Genomic DNA, 18,002 nt, shown 5'->3' with positions numbered 1-18,002 from the left:
CGTGGCGGCGCCGATCCTCCATCGGGCGCCTCAGTCGCATGCGGAGGCCGGACCGGCCGATGATCAGCCGCTCGCGCTCTACGTCCATTGGCCGTTCTGCGTCAGCAAGTGCCCGTATTGCGACTTCAACAGCCATGTGCGCGACCGGGTCGATCAGGATGCCTGGGCGGCAGCGCTGCTGGCCGATCTCGCGCACGAGGCGGCGATGCTGCCCGGCCGCCGCCTCGGATCGATCTTCTTCGGAGGCGGCACGCCGTCGCTGATGCCGCCGGCAACCGTCGCCGCGCTGATCGACGCCGCGACCCGGCATTGGAGCGCGGCAACCGACCTGGAGATCACGCTGGAGGCCAATCCATCCTCGGTCGAGGCGGCGCGCTTTGCCGATCTTGCCGCGGCTGGCGTCAACCGGGTCTCTCTCGGCCTCCAGGCGCTCGACGACGCTGCGCTCCGCTTCCTTGGCCGCGCGCATGATGTCGCCGAAGGGCTCGGCGCGCTCGATGTCGCGCAGGCGAGCTTCGCCCGCGTCAGCTTCGACCTCATCTATGCCCGCCCCGGACAGGACGAGGCCGCCTGGGACGCGGAGCTTGCCCGTGCGCTGGGCTTCGGCACCGGCCACCTCTCGCTCTACCAATTGACGATTGAGCCCGGCACCCGCTTCGCCACCCTTGCCGCACAGGGCCGCCTTCAGCCGTTCGACGAGGACCTGGGCGCGCTCCTGTTCGAACTCACGCAGGCACGCACCGCGGCCGCCGGCCTTCCCGCTTACGAGGTCTCGAACCATGCCCGGCCGCACGAGCGGAGCCGGCACAATCTCACCTACTGGCGCACCGGCGACTATGCGGGCGTCGGTCCGGGTGCGCACGGCCGACGGGGCGGCATGGCCACCGTTCGCCACCGCAAGCCGGAAAACTTTTTGTCGGCCGTCCAGCGCAACGGCCACGGCCTCCAGTCGGAAGACGCGCTCACCCCCGCCGATCGCGCGTCGGAAGCGCTGCTGATGGGGTTGCGCCTCACCGAAGGCGTGGACGTGGACAAGATCCGCGCCCGCACGGGCGTGGACATGATTCTCGACGAGCGTGCCGTTGACCGCCTGATTGCCCACCGGCTGCTCTGGCAGGACGGGCCGCGGCTCGGCGTCACGCCGGCCGGCATGCTCGTGCTGAACAGCGTGCTGGGCGAAATCGTCGCCTAGTCGTCGAAGCGGGCCGGCGCCGGCGAGATGACCTGCGTGGTGCCCTGCCCGACCTGATAGACCACCAGCGCTCGTTCCGCCGTGCCGTCGCGCCCGAAGCGGAAAGCTCCGTCGATGCCGCCAAACCCACCCTCGTCCGTCAGCTCGCGCACCGGAAAGGGCGTTCCCACCCGCCAGTCGCGCGCGATCCGTTCCACCAACAGCGTCGCGTCATAGCCAAGGCTGGCGATGCGGTAGGGCGCCGTCGAATAGCGTGCCCGGTACCGACGCGCGAACTGATCGTAGAGCTCGTTGCCCACCCCGGCGAACCATGCGCCATTGAGCGCGGCGTTGGTGCCGATGTCCGCTTCCGCCGCCCACAGCTCCGTGCCCAGGATCCGCGCCTCAGCGCCATTTCCGCGTCGGACGAGCGGCACCGCCTGCACGGCGATGCGGCCGCCGTCAGCGATCAACAGCGCCTCGTATCCCGGCGACAGGCGCCCCACGGCCGTTCGCAGCGATGCCGGCGACCGGTCGAAATTCTCCATGGAGACGACGCTGCCACCCGCGGCCTCCACCGACCGGATCATGGCGGCGGACGCCCGCTGCCCATAGGTGCCGGACGGGACCAGCGCCGCAAAGCGGGTGATGCCGCGGCTGCGCGCATGGCGGACGACCCGGTCGATCGACTGGGACGGGCTGTACCCCATCACAAAGGTCCCATCCCCCGCGACGCTCACGTCGTTGGAGAAGCTGACGATCGGCACGCCCGCCCGCGCGGCGATCGGCGCGGCCGCGCGCACGTCGGTGGACAGCAGCGGCCCCAGGATGAGCCGGGCCCCCTCCGCGATCGCGCGCTGCGCGGCGCCTGCGGCACCAGGTGCCGTGTCATAGGTGGTGATGCGCACCCGCGTGCTGTTCGCATCGAGGAGCGCCAGGTTCGCGGCATTGGCCAGCGATTGGCCGACACCCGCATTGCTGCCGCTCAGCGGGACCAGCAACGCGATACGGTGGCGGTCCTGGTCCTGCGGAAGCCCAGGGGTCGGGGTCGTCGGACGCGGGGCGGGCGTGGTCACCGGCGGCCGTTCGTCCGGCGCCGGCGTCGGCCCGCGCGGCACGATCGTCTGGCAGCCGGCGAGCAGCAAGGCCGACGCTGCGAACACCATGCCTCGCATCGCCGCGCGTCTGGTCGCTTGCGGCTCGATCATCGCGTCCGCCATATACTTAACCCCATGCCTGAACTCTCTCCCGGCCTCTACATCGTCGCGACACCGATCGGCAACTTGTCCGATCTCTCGCCCCGCGCCGCGCAGATCCTACGGGAGGCGGACCTCGTGCTGGTGGAGGACAGCCGCGTCACGGCCCGCCTGTTGCGGGAGGCGGGATCCACCCGCCCGATGGCGCCCTACCATGATCACAACGCCGATCGGGTCCGCCCCGGCATCGTCGCGCGCTTGGCCGCGGAGGCGGTGGCGCTCGTCTCCGACGCGGGCACGCCGCTTGTGTCCGATCCGGGGTTCAAGCTGGTGCGCGATGCGCGCGACGCGGGGCATGCCGTCACCACCATTCCAGGCCCCTGCGCCGCCATTGCCGCCCTGACGCTCGCCGGGCTCCCAACGGACCGGTTCCTGTTCCTCGGCTTCCTGCCCCCAAAGGCGAAAGCGCGCCTGGATGCGATTGCGGAGGTCGCGGCCGTCCGCGCCACGCTGATCCTCTATGAAAGCGGCCCGCGGCTTCATGCGACGCTGACCGCGCTGGCAGAAGGCCTCGGCGACCGTCCCGCCGCGGTCGCGCGCGAGATCAGCAAGACCTTCGAGGAATGCGTCGACGGCACGCTCACATCGCTTGCCGCCCGCTACGCCGAAGCTCCGCCGAAAGGGGAGATCGTCGTCGTCGTCGGCCCGCCGGGCGATGCGCCCCGCATCGCGGCCGAGCAGGTCGACGAGGCACTTGCCGCCGCGCTTCAGCGATTGTCGCCAGCCCGGGCCGCCAGCGAGGTGGCGCAGGCGACCGGGCATGATCGACGCGATCTCTACGCCCGCGCGCTGCAGATGAAGGACCGTTGATGCCGCGTGACCGCCGGGCTGCCGAGCGACGCGGCCGCGCCGGGGAGACCGCGGCAGCCTGGTGGCTGAGGCTGAAGGGCTGGACCATCCTGGATCGCCGCGTCCGCACGCCGCTCGGCGAGGTCGACCTGATCGCGCGGCGTGCCGGGCTGGTCGCCTTTGTCGAAGTGAAGACGCGGGCGACGGGCGCCGAACTGGACCTTGCGATCGACCATCGTCGCCTGTCCCGCGTCGCGGCCGCCACGGAGATGTTGGCACATCGCTATGCGGCGCCCGGCGACGACATCCGCATCGATGTCGTGCTGATCGCGCTGTCCCGCCCCTTTGCGCTTCGCCACATCGAGAATGCCTGGATCGGGTGACAACGGCGCTGATGCCGCCTAGAGCCGCCGCCGAACGACAGGAGTGGCCCCAATGGCGTTGACCGCCGCCGTCCAGATGGACCCGCTGGAAGACATCGGCATTGCCGGGGATTCCACCTTTGCCCTGATGCTGGCCGCCCAGGCGCGGAACATCCGGCTGTTCCACTATGATGCGGCCGATCTCAGCTGGAGCGACGGGCGTCTGCGCGCCGCGGCGCGACCGGTGACCGTGCAGCGGGTGGAAGGAGATCATTTCTCCGCCGGAGACGCGGTGTCGCTCGATCTCGGCCGCGACGTCGATGTCGTGCTGATGCGCCAGGATCCGCCGTTCGACCTCGGCTACATCACCGCGACCCACCTGCTGGAGCGGATCGCGGGCGAAACGCTGGTGGTCAACGATCCGGTGGCCGTCCGCAACGCGCCGGAAAAGCTCTGGGTGCTGGATTTCGCGCGCTTCATGCCGCCCACGCTGATCACGCGCTCGCTGGCCGAAGTCCGCGCCTTTCACGACCGCCACGGCGACATCGTGGTGAAGCCGCTCCACGGGAACGCCGGCGCCGCCGTCTTCCGGATCGGCGCGGACGGCGCCAACATGGGATCGCTCGTGGAACTGTTTGGCCATGTCTGGCGCGAGCCGTTCATGGTGCAGCGTTTCCTGCCGGAGGTGCAGGGCGGCGACAAGCGCATCGTCCTTGTCGACGGAGAGGTCGCGGGCGCGATCAACCGCCTGCCCGGCAAGGGCGAGATCCGGTCCAACCTCGCCGCCGGCGGCCGCGCGGAGGCAGCCACGCTGACCGACGAGGAGCGCGAGATCTGCGCCGCGCTCGCGCCCGCGCTTCGCGCCCGCGGGCTGGTGTTCGTCGGCATCGACGTGATCGGCGGCAAGTGGCTGACCGAGATCAACGTCACCTCGCCCACCGGCATCGTCGCGATCGACCGGTACAATGGCACGGACACCGCCGGGATGATCTGGGACGCGATCGACGGGAGGCTTGCGGCGCGATGAGCGACTGGATCGTCGACCTGATCAACCGCACCGGTTACCTGGGTGTAGCCTTTCTGATGTTCCTGGAAACGGTGTTCCCGCCGATCCCGTCGGAAGTGATCATGCCGGTCGCAGGCGTGCAGGCGGCGCAGGGCACGCTCAACCTGTGGGGCGTGATCGCAAGCGGCACGGGCGGGGCGATGCTGGGCAACATGTTCTGGTATTTCGCGGCGCGCAGCGTCGGCATCGCGCGCTTCAAGCCCTTCATCGATCGCTGGGGCCGCTGGCTGACGATCGACTGGCACGAGATCGAGCGCGCGCAAAAGCTGTTCGGCCATTACGGATCGGCGTTCGTGTTCATCGCGCGCATGCTGCCGACCGTCCGGTCGCTGATCTCCATCCCCGCCGGCTTCCTGAAGCTGCGCCTGTCCAGCTTCATCATCTGGTCGACGCTGGGCACCGCGATCTGGACCGGCGCGCTGACGGGGGCCGGATGGTGGCTGGGGCAGCGGTTCGAGAACCGGATCGACGATTTTGTCGGGCCGATCTCCAACGCGGTGATCGCGCTCATCCTCGCCTCCTACCTGTGGCGCCTGATCTTCTGGCGCCCGGCGCCGAAGGAGAGCGCCACCGATCAGGCACGCGGGTGAGCATTCCGGTACACGTCCATCAGGTGCGCGGCATCAACGGCGGTGTAGACCTGCGTTGAGCTGAGCGAGGCATGGCCGAGCAGCTCCTGCAGCTGCCGGAGGTCGGCACCGCGGCCGAGCAGATGGGTCGCAAAGCTGTGGCGCAGCGCGTGCGGCGTCGCCCGCTCCGACAGGCCGAGCCCCCGGCGCGCGCGGCGCACGGCGCGCCGGACCACGGCCGGGTCGAGCGCCCCGCCGCGCGCGCCCCTGAACAGCGGCAGGTCCCGCTCCACCCCCCAGGGGCAGAGCGCGGCATAATGGGTGATCGCGTCGGCAAGCTGCGGCAGGATCGGCACGATCCGGGTCTTTGCACGCTTGCCCGTCACCGCCAGCCGGTCGCCCAGCGGCAGCACGGCGCCGGTCAGCGACAGCGCTTCCCCGATGCGGAGCCCGGCGCCGTAGAGCAGCAGCAGCACCGCCCAGTCCCGCGCGCCGATCCACGGGTCGGATGCTTCCTCCGCCACCGTCTGCCCAAGCGACACGGCATCGTCGGGGCTGAGCGGCCGCGGCACGCCCCGCTTCACCTTGGGCCCGCGCACGCGCGGTGCGGCGGCGCCGTGGAAGTCGAGAAAGCCGCGAATGGCGGAAAGCTCCCGCGCGGCCGAGGCGTTGCCGATCCCCTCCCCCCGACGGGCCGCCAGATGCGCGCGCAGGTCGGCGGGCGTGAGGGCGGCCAGCGTCGCCGCATCCACCGCACCGCCGAGATGATGCTGAAGAAAGCGCACCAGCCGCGCCGCCGTCGCCGAATAAGCGCGCACCGTATGCGCCGAGCGCCGCCGATCCCGTGCGAGATGATCGCGCCAGGCGCTCACCAGCGGATGGGTTTCATCCATGACGACACCTCTGCGCGGCGGACACCAGCCGCCCGGCAGGCGCGGACGCGGGCCGGCGCGCATCCGGAAGTTGATGAAATTGACGATACGTCCCCGTCACCTTCGGCTCGCCCACAGCATCTCGCGAGATCGAAGGAGGAAGGATCGCACAGGCATCGATGAGGGCCACGTCCCCTGCCTGCCACAAGGGCCATGCTGTAGGACAGCGGATATCGCGCAGGGCATGTGAGCCGGCGTGACGATGATCGTGCGGGAGTGGGTGGGGAGCGGCCCATCCGCTTGCCGGGGTTCCATCGCGTTAAGCTGCCGTTCTTTCGGGCATGGCGGCAGGTGATCTCGGATCCCGGTGCAAGGGCTTCGGCCTCCGTGACCTAGACCGTCGCGCCGACTTCCACCACAATCTGCAGGGAGAGCATATTGCCTTGGAGCAGTTCGGATGTTCGCTGCAGCGCGTAAAGGAGCGTGGTCGTTTGCTCTTTTGCTCAGAGCGGCTCCTGCAGCCGCTCAAACTCCTCCTCCGCTATTGGCGCCTTTAGAGTTCTTTCAGCCGACCCCTCGTGAGCATTCAGTCTCTGCCAAGTGCGGTACAGATAGCGTGGTGTTGACGTGGGCGTTTGATGGAGAGGGCACAACCTTGCTGTCTTTGAATTATGCAGGGCGCACTTTTCCCACTGAGCAACTCGATCAGATGCAAGCTTGGATTGGAGAGATCGGCGGCGATGTGCTGATCGATGTAGAATGCGCCGTTGGCGCGGCGTCATTTAGGATCATCGAAGCACAAGCTGCCGGCACCAGAATGGCTCGTCAGATCCAAGTGCACTGGTCCGAACATGAGCTGTACGAATTCGCCAGATACAACTTCGATGGCGTTGCGCTTTCCAGTCCGGCTACCCGTTGAAAAGGCTTGGGCCTTTTCTTCAGATACAATGCTGCCGGCGCAGCGGGCGACTTGCCAGGAACGTCAAAGCTACTCGAGGGGACCATTCAGCGATTACCGCGGAGAGTTCTTTCGTGGTGCCACCCAATGGCCGCTTTTGGTGGAAAGCGGACATTCGCGCGATAGCAAAATCCGGGTCCGCTAGGGTTAAAAACGGACCCGGGCCGGACAGATCAGGCAGGAAAATGAATTCCGCATAGTTTGTTGCCGTCTGGGTCGCGAAAATAGGCAAGTTCGACTGTCCCCAGCGATGCCGTATTACGCGGGCCGGGCGGGGCTTCGATCGAGGTGCCACCGTTGGCGACCGCGGTATCATGAAGCAGTTTCACCTGCTCAGGGGAGTCGCAGGAAAAGGCGACGGTGCTGCCATTGGCGACGCTTGCCGGTTCGTCGTTAATCGGCTGGCTGACGATGAAATTAGTTCCGTTGCCACTATTATAGATCAGACGTGTATGGCCGCTGTCGGCGATGTTCCGCGTCCCTTCCCTAGCGCCCAAAGTGGCGAGCACCGTGTCGTAGAAGCGCTTCGACCGTTCGATATCGTTCGATCCGACCATGGTGTGAAAAAGCATGCGGGATCTCCTTGAGGCTGATCGACTTCCGATCGCCACTAGCCTTCTCACCTAACCGGCCGTTGGGACGCGGTCACCCTTGGGTCGTCGAAATGTCCGCTTTTTGGGCGGAAGCGGACGCGACGTTGAAGGGCGTCGCGAAGCTTGCGCTCTCCCAATCGCCTTGTTGGATCCGGGCACGCTGCAAAGGTAGGCGGGGGGGGCGGTAAACAGGCTGAGAGAAATGTACGCTTCGGATGAGGCGCTAGGTGATGGCTGGCGTTGAAGGGGGCGGCATGCCGCATTCCGGACAGCGAGCGGATTCGGGACACGTCGTGCGACGTCCTCAATTCAGTCGGTCCGACACGTCGGCCGTAGACTTCGTCAGCCGGCCACGCGGCCAGCGTTCTTCCGGATGGTTGGTGGTCCGACCCGCGTCCGGGCTTCAGCGGAGAGCATCATGATTGCGCCCTTCACGATCACCATCCCCGACGAACGGCTGGCCGCGATCAGAGCCAAGGTGGAGGCATATGACTGGAGCCAGCTGCCGGACGCGGGGGGCTGGTCGGCGGGGGTCGGGGTCGGTGACCTGAAACGGATCGCCGCCTACTGGCGGGACAGCTTTGACTGGCGCGCGGTCGAGCGGCGCCTCAACGCATTGCCGAACTTCATGGCCGAGGTTGAGGGCGAGCATCTCCACTTCGTTCATGTGAAGGGCGACGGTTCGAAGCCGCCGGTCCTCCTCCTCCATGGCTGGCCGGGCTCCTATCTCGAGTTCGAGCGGCTGCTGCAGCCGCTCGCCGCGGACGGGCACGATGTCGTGGTTCCCTCGCTTCCCGGCTTCGCCTTCTCCAACCCGATCACGCGGCCGATCGGCGCGCGTCGGGCCGCGGCGCTTGTGCAGGAGCTGATGACTCGGTTGTTCGGCGACGCCCGCTACTTCATCCAAGGCGGCGACTGGGGCCATGCCGTCGCGACCTGGGCCGCGCATGACCGACCGGATGCCCTCCACGGCATCCACCTCAACATGATGACCGTGCGTGCGGCGGACGCCCAGCCGACGACCGACGCGGAACGGTCGTTCGCCGCCCGGCGCGCCGCGATCGCCGATCAGGAGAGCGCCTATTTCCTGGAGCAGGAAACCCGCCCGCAGACGCTTGGCGCCGCGATGGCCGACAGCCCGGTCGGGGCAGCGGCGTGGATCCTGGAAAAGTTCGGCAAGTGGGCCGACCTTCCGACGACCGCCGACGGCGACCCCGACATCTGGAGCAAATTTTCCGAGGAGGAACTCCTCACCACCATCATGCTCTACGTCGCGCCGGGTTCGTTCGTGACGTCGACCTGGATCTATTATGGCAGCCGGCTGGAGAAGGCGCGGACGCTTCCGGCGGGCACGCGCATCCGGGTGCCGACCGGCATCGCGGCCTTTCCCGATCCGGTGTTCCTGCCGCCGCCGCGCTCCTTTGTGGAGAAGACCTACGACGTCGTGCACTGGACCGACATGCCGCGGGGCGGGCATTTTGCCGCTTTGGAGGAGCCGGAGCTGATGCTGGCCGACCTGCGCGCCTTTATCGCCACCGTTTCAGAAGCGCGCGGCTGAGGTCGCGGCTCGATCCTACCCGCGCTGTGTGGCGCTGACGGGCTCGGCAGGCGTTGCGCGCTGGCACACCGCCTCTCCGGCTCTCGCCGGAGTGGCAGTAGACCCGCGGGACCGCGATCAGACGGTCAGCAGCAGCAGCGGGTTCTCCAGCAGGCGCTTCACCTCCTGCACGAAGCTGGCGGCGTCCCAGCCATCCACCACGCGGTGGTCGCAGCTGGTCGACAGGTTCATCAGCTTGGCGCGCACGATGTCGCCGTCGGCATCGAACACCGGCCGCTCCACGATGCGATTGACGCCGACGATCGCGACCTCGGGCCGGTTGATGACAGGCGTGGACACCACGCCGCCGATCGCGCCCAGCGAGGTGAGCGTGATGGTGCCGCCCGCCATCTCCTCGCTCTTCGCCTTGCCGCTGCGGGCGGCGTCGGACAGGCGCGACACCTCGGCCGCCAGCTCCCACACGCTCAGCCCGTCGGCGTTGCGGATCACCGGCACCATCAGCCCGGCGTCGGTCTGCGCGGCCATGCCCATGTGCACTGCGCCCGACCGGGTGACCACGCCCGCCTCGTCATCGTAGCGCGCGTTCATCATCGGGAACTTGGGGATCGCCTTGCACAGCGCCGTGATCAGGAACGGCAGCAGGGTCAGCTTCGGCAGGTCGCCGCGGCCCGCGTTCATTTCCGCGCGCACCGCCTCCACCGCGGTGACGTCGATCTCCTCGACATAGGTGAAGTGCGGGATGTGGCGCTTGGACGCGGCCATGTTCTCCGCGATGCGGCGGCGCATGCCGATCACGCGCACCTGCTCGTCGGGTCGGGCGGCCGCACGCTGCGTGGCGCCGGCGGTGGCGGTGCCGCTGTCGTAGCGCAGGAAGGCGTCGAGATCGGCGTGGCGGATGCGCCCGTCGGCCTGCGGCTTCACCTGGCCGAGGTCGATCCCCAGGTCCTTGGCGCGGGCACGCACGGCGGGGCTGGCGAGGATGGCGCGGTCGCGGCCGGGTCCGCCGTCTGCCTGCGCACCGCCGTGCTCCTGCGAAGGCAGGAGCCCAGGGTTGTCTGCCCCGTCCTGTCCACCCTGGGCCCCTGCCTTCGCAGGAGCACTCGGGCGCGTCGGTGCCTGTGCGGGCGCAGGGAAGCGCGCCTCCACCTCCGTCACTTCCTCGACGCCCGGATTCTCGGCCGCGACCGCGTCGGCGGGCTGGGCGGCGGCGGGGGCCTCCGCCTCGGCCGCTTCGGTCTCGATCACCGCCAGCGCGGAGCCGATCGCGATCACGTCGCCCTCGGCGCCCGCCACCTCGACCACGGTGCCCGCAACCGGGCTTTCCATCTCGACGGTCGCCTTGTCCGTCATCATGTCGGCCAGCCGGCCGTCCTCCTCGACCCGGTCACCGACCTTGACGTGCCAGGCGACGATCTCGGCCTCGGCGATCCCTTCGCCGATGTCGGGCAGGCGGAAAGTAAAGCGTGCCATAGCGATCAGTCCTTCATGATCTTCTTGATCGCCTCGCGGATGCGCACGGGACCCGGGAAATAGGCCCATTCGAGGCTGTGGGGATAAGGCGTGTCGAAGCCGGTGACGCGCTCCACCGGCGCTTCGAGCGCATAGAAGCAGCGCTCCTGCACCTGCGCGGAAAGCTCCGCGCCGAAGCCGGACGTGCGCGTCGCCTCGTGCACGATCAGGCAGCGGCCGGTCTTCTCGACGGAGGCGGCAACCGTGTCGATGTCGAGCGGCAGCAGCGTGCGCAGGTCGATCACCTCCGCGTCGATGCCCTGCTCCTCGACCACCGACAGCGCGACATGGACCATGGTGCCATAAGCGAGGATGGTGAGCCCGGCGCCCGGGCGCACGATCTTCGCCTTGCCGAGCTCCACCCGGTAGTGGCCGGCCGGCACCTCGCTCGCCGGGTGCTTGCTCCACGGCTGCACGGGGCGGTCATAATGGCCGGAGAACGGGCCGTTGTAGATGCGCTTGGGCTCGAAGAAGATCACGGGATCATTGTCCTCGATCGCCGCGATCAGCAGCCCCTTGGCATCATAGGGCGTCGACGGAATCACCGTCTTCAGGCCCGCGACATGGGTGAAGATCGCTTCGGGCGACTGCGAATGCGTCTGCCCGCCGAAGATGCCGCCGCCGAACGGCGACCGCACCGTGATCGGTGCGGTGAACTCGCCTGCCGAACGGTAGCGGAGCCGTGCGGCCTCCGAGATCAGCTGGTCCATCCCGGGGTAGATATAGTCGGCGAACTGGATCTCCGGCACCGGGCGCAGCCCATAGGCACCCATGCCGACCGCGACGCCGATGATGCCGCATTCGTTGATCGGCGTGTCGAACACGCGCGTCTTGCCGTATTTGGCCTGCAGGCCCGCGGTGGCGCGGAACACGCCGCCGAAGAAGCCGACATCCTCGCCCATCACGACCACGTTGGGGTCGCGCTCCATCATCACGTCCATGGCGCTGTTGATCGCCTGGATCATGTTCATGCGCGGCGTGGTGGGCGCCTCCGCCTCTGCGCTAACGATGGTGTCGGTCATATGCCTGCTGCCTCGCGCTCGTCGCGCATCTGCCTTGCCTGCTCCAGAAGATGCGCGGGCGTGTTCTCGAACACGCCTTCGAACATCGTGTCGAACGGCTGGTGCATGCCGTGCCCCAGGATGCCGTTCGTTTCCGCCTGCTTCTGCGCGGCCTTCACCTCTTCGGCGCAGTCGCGGTCCATCGCGGCGTGCCGCTCCTCGTCCCACTCGCCCGTGGTGATCAGATGCTGCTTCAGCCGCGCGATCGGGTCGCCGAGCGGCCAGGCCGCGCCTTCGTTGGCGGACCGGTAGCCCGACGGATCGTCGGACGTGGAATGCGCCTCCGCCCGGTATGTGAAGAACTCGATCAGCGTCGGGCCCTGGTTGGTGCGCGCACGCTCCGCCGCCCATTCGGTCGCGGCATAGACGGCGAGCGCGTCGTTCCCGTCGACGCGGAGCCCGGCAATGCCGTGGCCCACCGCGCGCGCCGCAAAGGTCGTCGCCTCACCGCCGGCGAAGCCGGAGAAGGACGAGATCGCCCACTGGTTGTTGACGACGTTCAGAATGACGGGCGCCTGGTAGACGGCCGAAAAGGTGCAGGCCGAATGGAAGTCGCCTTCCGCCGTCGACCCTTCCCCGCACCAAGCGGCGGCGATGCGCGTGTCGCCCTTGATCGCCGATGCCATCGCCCAGCCCACCGCCTGCGGCACCTGCGTCGCGAGGTTGCCGGAAATGGAGAAGAAGCCGAACCGCTTTTCCGAATACATGATCGGCAGCTGCCGCCCCATCAGCTTGTCGCCGCTGTTGGAGTAGATTTGGTTCATCATGTCGACCAGCGGGCAGCCCCGCGCGATCAGCAGTCCCTGCTGGCGATAGCTGGGAAAGCACATGTCGTCGGGCGCCAGCGCATGGGCCTGCGCCACCGCGATGGCCTCCTCGCCAGTGCACTTCATGTAGAAGCTGGTCTTGCCCTGCCGCTGGGCGCGGAACATGCGCTCGTCAAAGGCGCGGGTCAGCGCCATGTGGCGCAGCATGGTGCGCAGCCGGTCGGGCGACAGGCGCGGATCCCACGGGCCGACGGCCCGGCCGTCGTCATCCAGCACGCGCACCAGGCCATAGGCGAGATCGCGGAAATCGGCGGGCGCCGCATCGGCGGCGGGGCGTCGCGCCTCCCCGGCGGGCGGCACGGTCACATGGTCGAAGTTCGCCTCTTCGCCGGGGCGCGCGGGCGGCTCCGGCACATGCAGGCGAAGCGGCGGCAGATTGGGCCGGCTGGTTGCGTCAGACATCCTTGCTCCTCGCGGCGGCTCTCCGGCCACGCTTGGGGCAGGCTGTTAGGATGTTGCAAGCGGATTGGCGAGATGGGTGGATCGAAGCGCAACGCCGCCCAACGGCCGTCACGCAACAAGATGCGCTCCGGAGCCGTCCTTGCGGACGCGCGGGCGCGGCAATCCGGGCGCGCGCGACAGGAGCTTACAAACAGGCCTTCAGATTTTTTGGCGGAACCCCCGCCCCGCCCCGCCCGGCTGCGGGCCGGGCGGGGGCGAGGAAAGGGCGACTCGCCGTCAGTTGGTCGGGAAGCCGCGCTTCTTCAGGAGCGCCGACACGTCCGGGTCGCGACCGCGGAACTGGCGATAGGCCTCCGCCCGGTCGGTCTCGTTGCCCGTCGACAGCAGGATGGTGCGGAACCGGTCGGCGACCGTGCGGTCCCACGGCCCGCCCGCTTCCTCGAACGCCGCCCAGGTGTCCGCGTCCATCGTTTCCGACCAGAGATAGCTGTAATAGCCGGCCGAGTAGCTGTCGGACGAGAACAGGTGATTGAACTGCGGCAGGCGGTGCCGCATCACGATCTCCCGCGGCATGCCCAGTTCGGCCAGCGTCTCCCGCTCGAACGCGTCCACGTCCGTCACCGGCTCGGCCCGGTTGTGCAGCCGCATGTCGACGATCGCCGACGACAGATATTCCACCGTCGCGAAACCCTGGTTGAAGGTCTGCGAATCGAGGATGCGCTGCCTGAGTTCGGCCGGAAGCGGCTCGTTCGTCTGGTAGTGACGGGCGAACCGGTCGAGGATCTCCGGCGTCATCAGCCAGTTCTCGTTGACCTGACTGGGGAACTCCACGAAGTCGCGCGGGACGCCGCCCAGTGCCGGATAATAGACGTCCTGCAGCAGGTAATGGATGTTGTGGCCGAATTCGTGGAACAGCGTCTCGGCATCATCCAGCGAGATGAGCGTCGGCTGGCCCCCGGCGCCCTTGGTGAAGTTGTTGTTGTTTGACGATAGCACGTTGCGCTCGCCGCCAAGTCCCTGCTGGCTGCGATAGGTGGTCATCCACGCGCCCGACCGCTTGCCGTTGCGCGCGAAGTTGTCGAGGTAGAACAACCCGACATTCTCGCCCGTGCGCTTGTTGGTGACGGCAAAGGTGCGCACGTCCGGATGGAAGACCGGTACCGCGCCCGTGTTCTCGGTGAACTCCAGATCGTAGAGCTGGCCGGCCGCCCAGAACAGGGCGTTGACCATGTTGTTGAGCTCGAAATAGGGCTTCAGCTGCTGCTGATCGAGGTCGAAGCGGGCCTTCCGGACCTTCTCCTGATAGAAGCGGTAGTCCCACGGCTCGATCGTGATGGCCTGGCCATCGGCGCGGGCGATCTCCTGCTGCGCGGCCACCTCTTCGCGCACGCGCGCCACCGCCGCCGGCCACACGCGCATCATCAGCGCCTCGGCCCGCGCCGGATCCTGCGCCATGGTGTCGTCCATGCGGTAGTTGGCGTGCGTCGCGAAGCCGAGCAGCCGGGCGCGCTCGGCGCGCAGCCGCAGGATATTCGCGATGACCTGGTTGGTGTCGTTGGCATCGCCATTGTCGCCGCGGTTGACGAAGGCCGTCCAGACACGCTGCCGAAGCGCGCGATCGGTGGCGAAGGTCAGCAGTGGATCAACGGACGAGCGCGTGTTCTTGATCGCCCACTTGCCCCCCTGCCCCATCTCGGCAGCGGCGGCGGCATAGGACGCCTTCAGGCTGTCGGGGATGCCGGCCAGCTGCGCCTCGTCCTCGACGACGATCGCCTTTTCTTCGTCGGCAAGCACCTTGGCCGAGAAATCGGCGAACAGCGTGGCCAGCTCCTGGTTGATGGCGGTCAGCCGCGCCTTCTGCTCGCCCTGGAGCGCGGCGCCCTCCCGCACCATGCGGCGATAGTCGCGCTCCACGATGCGGAGCTGCTGCGGGTTGAGGCCGGCCGACTGGCGCCCGTCATAGACCGCCTTCACGCGGGCAAAGAGCGCGGGATCCAGCGTGATCTCGTCGAACGCCGCGGCCAGACGCGGGCTCCACTCGCGCTCGATCGCCTGCACCTCGGGGTTGGACAGGTTGCTGGTCTGCACGCCCCACATGGCGAACACGCGGTCGGCGCGGCCGCCGGCCAGCTGCATCGCCTCGTTGACGTTGGCGAAGGTCGCGGGCGCGCGGTTGTCGCGGATCGCCGCCATCTCGGTGCGAAGCTCGTCGATCGCCGCCTGGAAGGCCGCCGGGAACTGCGCCGGGCGCATCTTGTCCCATGGCGGGACGCCCTCGAACGGGCCGGTCCACATGGGGCCGATCGGATTGTCGCCGGTGGCGGGCGCGGCGGCGGCGGCGGCCGGCTGCGTCCGCGCGGGCGCCGGCGTTGCCGATGCGGTCGTCTGAGCAGAAGCCATGGTCAAACTCGCGAAAAGAGAGGTGCCGGCAGCAAGAATTGCGATTCGCACGTACGAAAGCTCCTCAAGGAAAAAGTGAAAAGCAGGGAGGATCAACGCCTTCTGCCAAGGCGGCGCTGAACCCTAACCGAACGGAACGCGAAGCGCGAGCGATGCTGCACCGCGGCAGCGGCAGCGCGGAGCAACAAGGTTCCGGCAACGAAATTGCTCTATGTTACATTGCTATGCAATCATGCTGCGCTGCACTATCGTGCAACCAAGCGAGCGTGAGCGCGTTTGGAACCGGACCTATTATGAACATCGCACAACACGCCACCCTTTCCGCTGCCTTTGCGCAGGCGACAGCAGCCCGGTCCCGGCCGGGCGTCGGACGCATCGCGCTCATCGGCAATTTCCTTCCGCGGTTGTGCGGCATCGCCACCTTCACCAGCGACATCTACAACGCCTTTGTGGACCGTTTCCCCGAGGTGGCGGTGGACGTCTACGCGATGAACGACGGCGTCCAGGACTATGACTATCCCGCGGCCGTCGTGGGCACGATCGAGGAACAGGATGGCTTTTCCTACCTCGATGCCGCCCGGCGGATCGAGGAAAGCGGCGCCGACCTCGTCTGGATCCAGCACGAATACGGCATCTTCGGCGGCGATGCCGGCGAGCATATCCTGAAGCTGACCGACCGGGTGACGCTGCCGGTGGCGGTGACGCTCCACACCGTGCTCGAAAAGCCCAACGCGTCGCAGCGGCGCGTGATGGAGGCGCTCGTCGCCCGCGCGGCGAAGCTGATCGTCATGGCGGACCAGGGCAAGGTCCAGCTGATGGAGATCTACGGCGCGCGCGCGGACCAGGTCGTGGTCATTCCGCACGGCGTGCATGATCGCCCGCTGGTCGACACCGATGGGTACAAGGCGCGCTTCGGCCTCGAAGGCCGCGAGGTCGTGCTGACCTTCGGCCTCCTGTCGCCGGGCAAGGGCATCGAGACGATGATTGCGGCGATGCCGGCGATCGTCGCCACGCGGCCGGACGTGCAATATATCGTCCTGGGCGCGACCCACCCAAACCTGCTCGCGCGCGAGGGCGAGGCCTATCGCGAGAAGCTGATGGCGCAGGCCCGCGACCTCGGCGTGTCCGAGCATATCAGCTGGGTGAACGACTTCGTCGAGACGGACGAGCTGCTCGACTGGCTGACGGCGGCCGACGTCTATGTCACGCCCTATCTCAACCCCGCGCAGATGACGTCCGGCACCTTGTCCTACGCCGTGGGGCTGGGAAAGCCGGTGGTATCGACGCCCTATGTCCATGCCGCGGAGATCCTGGCGGACGGGCACGGCCGGCTCGTCGGGTTCGGCGACAGCGCCGGCTTTGCGCGCGAGATCATCGACCTTCTGGAGCATCCGACCGTTCGCGAGAACGTGCGGCTGCGCAACTATGCACTTGGCCGGACAATGATCTGGCCGCGACTGGCGGAGGCCGCGATGACATCTTTCGAGGACGCGATCGCAACGCTTCCAACCCCGTTGAAGGCGAACCGGGCCCTGCCCTCCATTCCGGAGACGGTGGCGTTCGACGCGGTGGAGCGGTTGAGCGATTCCACGGGCATCCTACAGCACAGCATCTTCGCGGTGCCGGACCGGCGCCACGGCTACTGCGTCGACGACAATGCCCGCGCGCTCATTCTGATGCACCAGCTGGACGTTCCGGCCTCGTGCTACGACCGCTGGACACCGATCTACGCGTCCTTCGTGCAATATGCCTGGAACCAGGATCGTAACTGCTTCCGCAACTTCATGAGCTTCGATCGCCGCTGGCTGGAGGAGGAAGGGTCGGAGGACAGCTCCGCCCGCGCCTTCTGGTCGCTCGGCATCACCGCGCGCGATGCGCGGCACCTGGCCGACCGGCGCTGGGCGCTCGCCTTCTACGACCAGTGCATCGATTTCGCACTGTCGGTCGGGTCGCCGCGCGCCCATGCGTTCGTGATGCTCGCCGCCGTTGCGCGGCTGGACGCCGATCCGTCGCACGATCCGTCGCGCCGCATGCTGGAACGGTCCGGCAACGCGCTGATGGCGCTGGTCGATGCGGTGTGCCGGCCGGACTGGGCCTGGTTCGAGATCGTCCTCGCCTACGACAATTGCCGCCTTCCCGAAGCGCTGCTCAGGGCCGGGCTCCAGCTCGGCCGGCAGGACTATGTGGAGCGCGGCATCGAGACGCTGGAGTGGATCGTCGCGCAGCAGACCGCGAAGGCCGGGCACTTCCGCCCCGTGGGATCGGAAAGCTTCGGGCGTGAGCTCGCGCCGCCCCTGCCCTTCGACCAGCAGCCGCTGGAGGCCTGGGCGACGATCGAGGCCTGTGCCGCGGCACTCGACGCGACCGGCGACCTCGTCTGGCGGGATGAAGCAGTGCGCGCCTATCGCTGGTTCCAGGGCGAGAACGACCTGCACATGCCGCTCGGCGATCCGGCCGATGGCGAGTGCTTCGACGGCCTGATGCCGAACGGGGTGAACCAGAATCGCGGCGCCGAGTCCGTGCTCGCCTTCCATCTTGCGACGGCGGCCATTAAGAGCCTCGTGGGGCGCGGCACCGGCCAGCAGGGGGTGATCGCGCGTCGTTGACAA

The 18,002-nt window shown here is 68.0% G+C and carries 15 protein-coding genes; 8 read left to right on the top strand and 7 right to left on the bottom strand.

Features of this window, described 5'->3' with window-relative positions; all coding sequences use genetic code 11:
* Positions 1-13: 13 nt before the first annotated feature.
* The gene (hemW, locus tag GGR88_RS02325) at positions 14-1,192 is read left to right on the top strand and encodes a radical SAM family heme chaperone HemW (protein ID WP_167954300.1); all 1,179 of its coding nucleotides are present in this window, start codon (positions 14-16) and stop codon (positions 1,190-1,192) included.
* Here the strand turns inward: hemW and GGR88_RS02320 are convergent.
* Complete coding sequence (locus tag GGR88_RS02320) at positions 1,189-2,379, bottom strand: penicillin-binding protein activator (RefSeq protein ID WP_209023178.1); 1,191 nt, start codon at positions 2,377-2,379, stop codon at positions 1,189-1,191. The two genes, hemW and GGR88_RS02320, sit on opposite strands and share 4 nt — an antisense overlap.
* A gap of 24 nt (positions 2,380-2,403) precedes the next feature.
* On the opposite strand from GGR88_RS02320, the gene rsmI reads away from it, so the two are divergent.
* Genes rsmI through GGR88_RS02300 form a run of 4 tightly spaced genes read left to right on the top strand, consistent with a single transcriptional unit; the run spans position 2,404 to position 5,234 of the window.
* A complete protein-coding gene (gene rsmI, locus GGR88_RS02315) occupies positions 2,404-3,237 on the top strand; it encodes a 16S rRNA (cytidine(1402)-2'-O)-methyltransferase (RefSeq protein WP_167952586.1) in 834 nt (277 codons plus the stop codon).
* Positions 3,237-3,599 carry a YraN family protein gene (locus tag GGR88_RS02310; RefSeq protein WP_167952584.1) on the top strand — a complete coding sequence of 121 codons (363 nt, stop codon included), beginning with the start codon at positions 3,237-3,239 and terminating at the stop codon, positions 3,597-3,599. Before rsmI ends, GGR88_RS02310 begins: the two co-directional genes overlap by 1 nt.
* 52 nt (positions 3,600-3,651) lie before the next feature.
* Positions 3,652-4,605, top strand: a complete 954-nt coding sequence (gene gshB / locus GGR88_RS02305; RefSeq protein ID WP_167952582.1) for a glutathione synthase — start codon at positions 3,652-3,654, stop codon at positions 4,603-4,605.
* Complete coding sequence (locus tag GGR88_RS02300) at positions 4,602-5,234, top strand: DedA family protein (protein ID WP_167952580.1); 633 nt, start codon at positions 4,602-4,604, stop codon at positions 5,232-5,234. Before gshB ends, GGR88_RS02300 begins: the two co-directional genes overlap by 4 nt.
* Here the strand turns inward: GGR88_RS02300 and GGR88_RS02295 are convergent.
* The gene (locus tag GGR88_RS02295) at positions 5,219-6,106 is read right to left on the bottom strand and encodes a tyrosine recombinase XerC (RefSeq protein ID WP_167952578.1); all 888 of its coding nucleotides are present in this window, start codon (positions 6,104-6,106) and stop codon (positions 5,219-5,221) included. The genes GGR88_RS02300 and GGR88_RS02295 overlap by 16 nt on opposite strands.
* Before the next feature lie 436 nt (positions 6,107-6,542).
* Here GGR88_RS02295 and GGR88_RS02290 point away from each other — a divergent pair, with 436 nt between their 5' ends.
* Entirely contained in the window at positions 6,543-7,004 is a 462-nt protein-coding gene (locus tag GGR88_RS02290; RefSeq protein ID WP_167952576.1) for a hypothetical protein, read from the top strand.
* Positions 7,005-7,216: 212 nt separating this feature from the next.
* Here GGR88_RS02290 and GGR88_RS02285 read toward each other — a convergent pair whose 3' ends face one another.
* A complete protein-coding gene (locus tag GGR88_RS02285; protein ID WP_167952574.1) occupies positions 7,217-7,615 on the bottom strand; it encodes a VOC family protein in 399 nt (132 codons plus the stop codon).
* A gap of 439 nt (positions 7,616-8,054) precedes the next feature.
* Between GGR88_RS02285 and GGR88_RS02280 the strand changes: the two genes are divergently transcribed.
* Entirely contained in the window at positions 8,055-9,194 is a 1,140-nt protein-coding gene (locus GGR88_RS02280) for an epoxide hydrolase family protein (RefSeq protein WP_167952572.1), read from the top strand.
* Positions 9,195-9,311: 117 nt separating this feature from the next.
* Here GGR88_RS02280 and GGR88_RS02275 read toward each other — a convergent pair whose 3' ends face one another.
* The 4 genes from GGR88_RS02275 to GGR88_RS02260 all read right to left on the bottom strand — a co-directional run bounded on the left by GGR88_RS02275 (position 9,312) and on the right by GGR88_RS02260 (position 15,393).
* Complete coding sequence (locus GGR88_RS02275) at positions 9,312-10,664, bottom strand: dihydrolipoamide acetyltransferase family protein (protein WP_167952570.1); 1,353 nt, start codon at positions 10,662-10,664, stop codon at positions 9,312-9,314.
* Between the two features lie 5 nt (positions 10,665-10,669).
* Positions 10,670-11,674 carry an alpha-ketoacid dehydrogenase subunit beta gene (locus tag GGR88_RS02270; RefSeq protein WP_167954299.1) on the bottom strand — a complete coding sequence of 335 codons (1,005 nt, stop codon included), beginning with the start codon at positions 11,672-11,674 and terminating at the stop codon, positions 10,670-10,672.
* Between the two features lie 47 nt (positions 11,675-11,721).
* Positions 11,722-12,993: a thiamine pyrophosphate-dependent enzyme gene (locus tag GGR88_RS02265; RefSeq protein WP_167952568.1), complete on the bottom strand. Its 1,272-nt coding sequence runs from the start codon at positions 12,991-12,993 to the stop codon at positions 11,722-11,724.
* Positions 12,994-13,269: 276 nt separating this feature from the next.
* Complete coding sequence (locus tag GGR88_RS02260) at positions 13,270-15,393, bottom strand: M3 family metallopeptidase (protein WP_167952566.1); 2,124 nt, start codon at positions 15,391-15,393, stop codon at positions 13,270-13,272.
* A 293-nt stretch (positions 15,394-15,686) separates the two neighbouring features.
* Here GGR88_RS02260 and GGR88_RS02255 point away from each other — a divergent pair, with 293 nt between their 5' ends.
* Positions 15,687-17,999, top strand: a complete 2,313-nt coding sequence (locus GGR88_RS02255; RefSeq protein ID WP_167952564.1) for a glycosyltransferase family 4 protein — start codon at positions 15,687-15,689, stop codon at positions 17,997-17,999.
* The last annotated feature ends 3 nt before the right edge of the window (positions 18,000-18,002 follow it).

The organism is Sphingomonas jejuensis (genome assembly GCF_011927695.1).
GTDB classification, from domain to species: domain Bacteria; phylum Pseudomonadota; class Alphaproteobacteria; order Sphingomonadales; family Sphingomonadaceae; genus Sphingomonas_K; species Sphingomonas_K jejuensis.
Note: the sequence above shows the minus strand (reverse complement) of the source record. Positions and strands in the feature narration are given on the sequence as shown.

Bases quoted from the DNA above. Each gene is read 5' to 3' on its own strand.
- GGR88_RS02320 (WP_209023178.1), bottom strand. From the start codon at position 2,379: ATGATCGAGCCGCAAGCGACCAGACGCGCGGCGATGCGAGGCATGGTG.
- rsmI (WP_167952586.1), top strand. From the start codon at position 2,404: ATGCCTGAACTCTCTCCCGGCCTCTACATCGTCGCGACACCGATCGGC.
- GGR88_RS02310 (WP_167952584.1), top strand. From the start codon at position 3,237: ATGCCGCGTGACCGCCGGGCTGCCGAGCGACGCGGCCGCGCCGGGGAG.
- gshB (WP_167952582.1), top strand. From the start codon at position 3,652: ATGGCGTTGACCGCCGCCGTCCAGATGGACCCGCTGGAAGACATCGGC.
- GGR88_RS02300 (WP_167952580.1), top strand. From the start codon at position 4,602: ATGAGCGACTGGATCGTCGACCTGATCAACCGCACCGGTTACCTGGGT.
- GGR88_RS02295 (WP_167952578.1), bottom strand. From the start codon at position 6,106: ATGGATGAAACCCATCCGCTGGTGAGCGCCTGGCGCGATCATCTCGCA.
- GGR88_RS02290 (WP_167952576.1), top strand. From the start codon at position 6,543: ATGTTCGCTGCAGCGCGTAAAGGAGCGTGGTCGTTTGCTCTTTTGCTC.
- GGR88_RS02285 (WP_167952574.1), bottom strand. From the start codon at position 7,615: ATGCTTTTTCACACCATGGTCGGATCGAACGATATCGAACGGTCGAAG.
- GGR88_RS02280 (WP_167952572.1), top strand. From the start codon at position 8,055: ATGATTGCGCCCTTCACGATCACCATCCCCGACGAACGGCTGGCCGCG.
- GGR88_RS02275 (WP_167952570.1), bottom strand. From the start codon at position 10,664: ATGGCACGCTTTACTTTCCGCCTGCCCGACATCGGCGAAGGGATCGCC.
- GGR88_RS02270 (WP_167954299.1), bottom strand. From the start codon at position 11,674: ATGAACATGATCCAGGCGATCAACAGCGCCATGGACGTGATGATGGAG.
- GGR88_RS02265 (WP_167952568.1), bottom strand. From the start codon at position 12,993: ATGTCTGACGCAACCAGCCGGCCCAATCTGCCGCCGCTTCGCCTGCAT.
- GGR88_RS02260 (WP_167952566.1), bottom strand. From the start codon at position 15,393: ATGGCTTCTGCTCAGACGACCGCATCGGCAACGCCGGCGCCCGCGCGG.
- GGR88_RS02255 (WP_167952564.1), top strand. From the start codon at position 15,687: ATGAACATCGCACAACACGCCACCCTTTCCGCTGCCTTTGCGCAGGCG.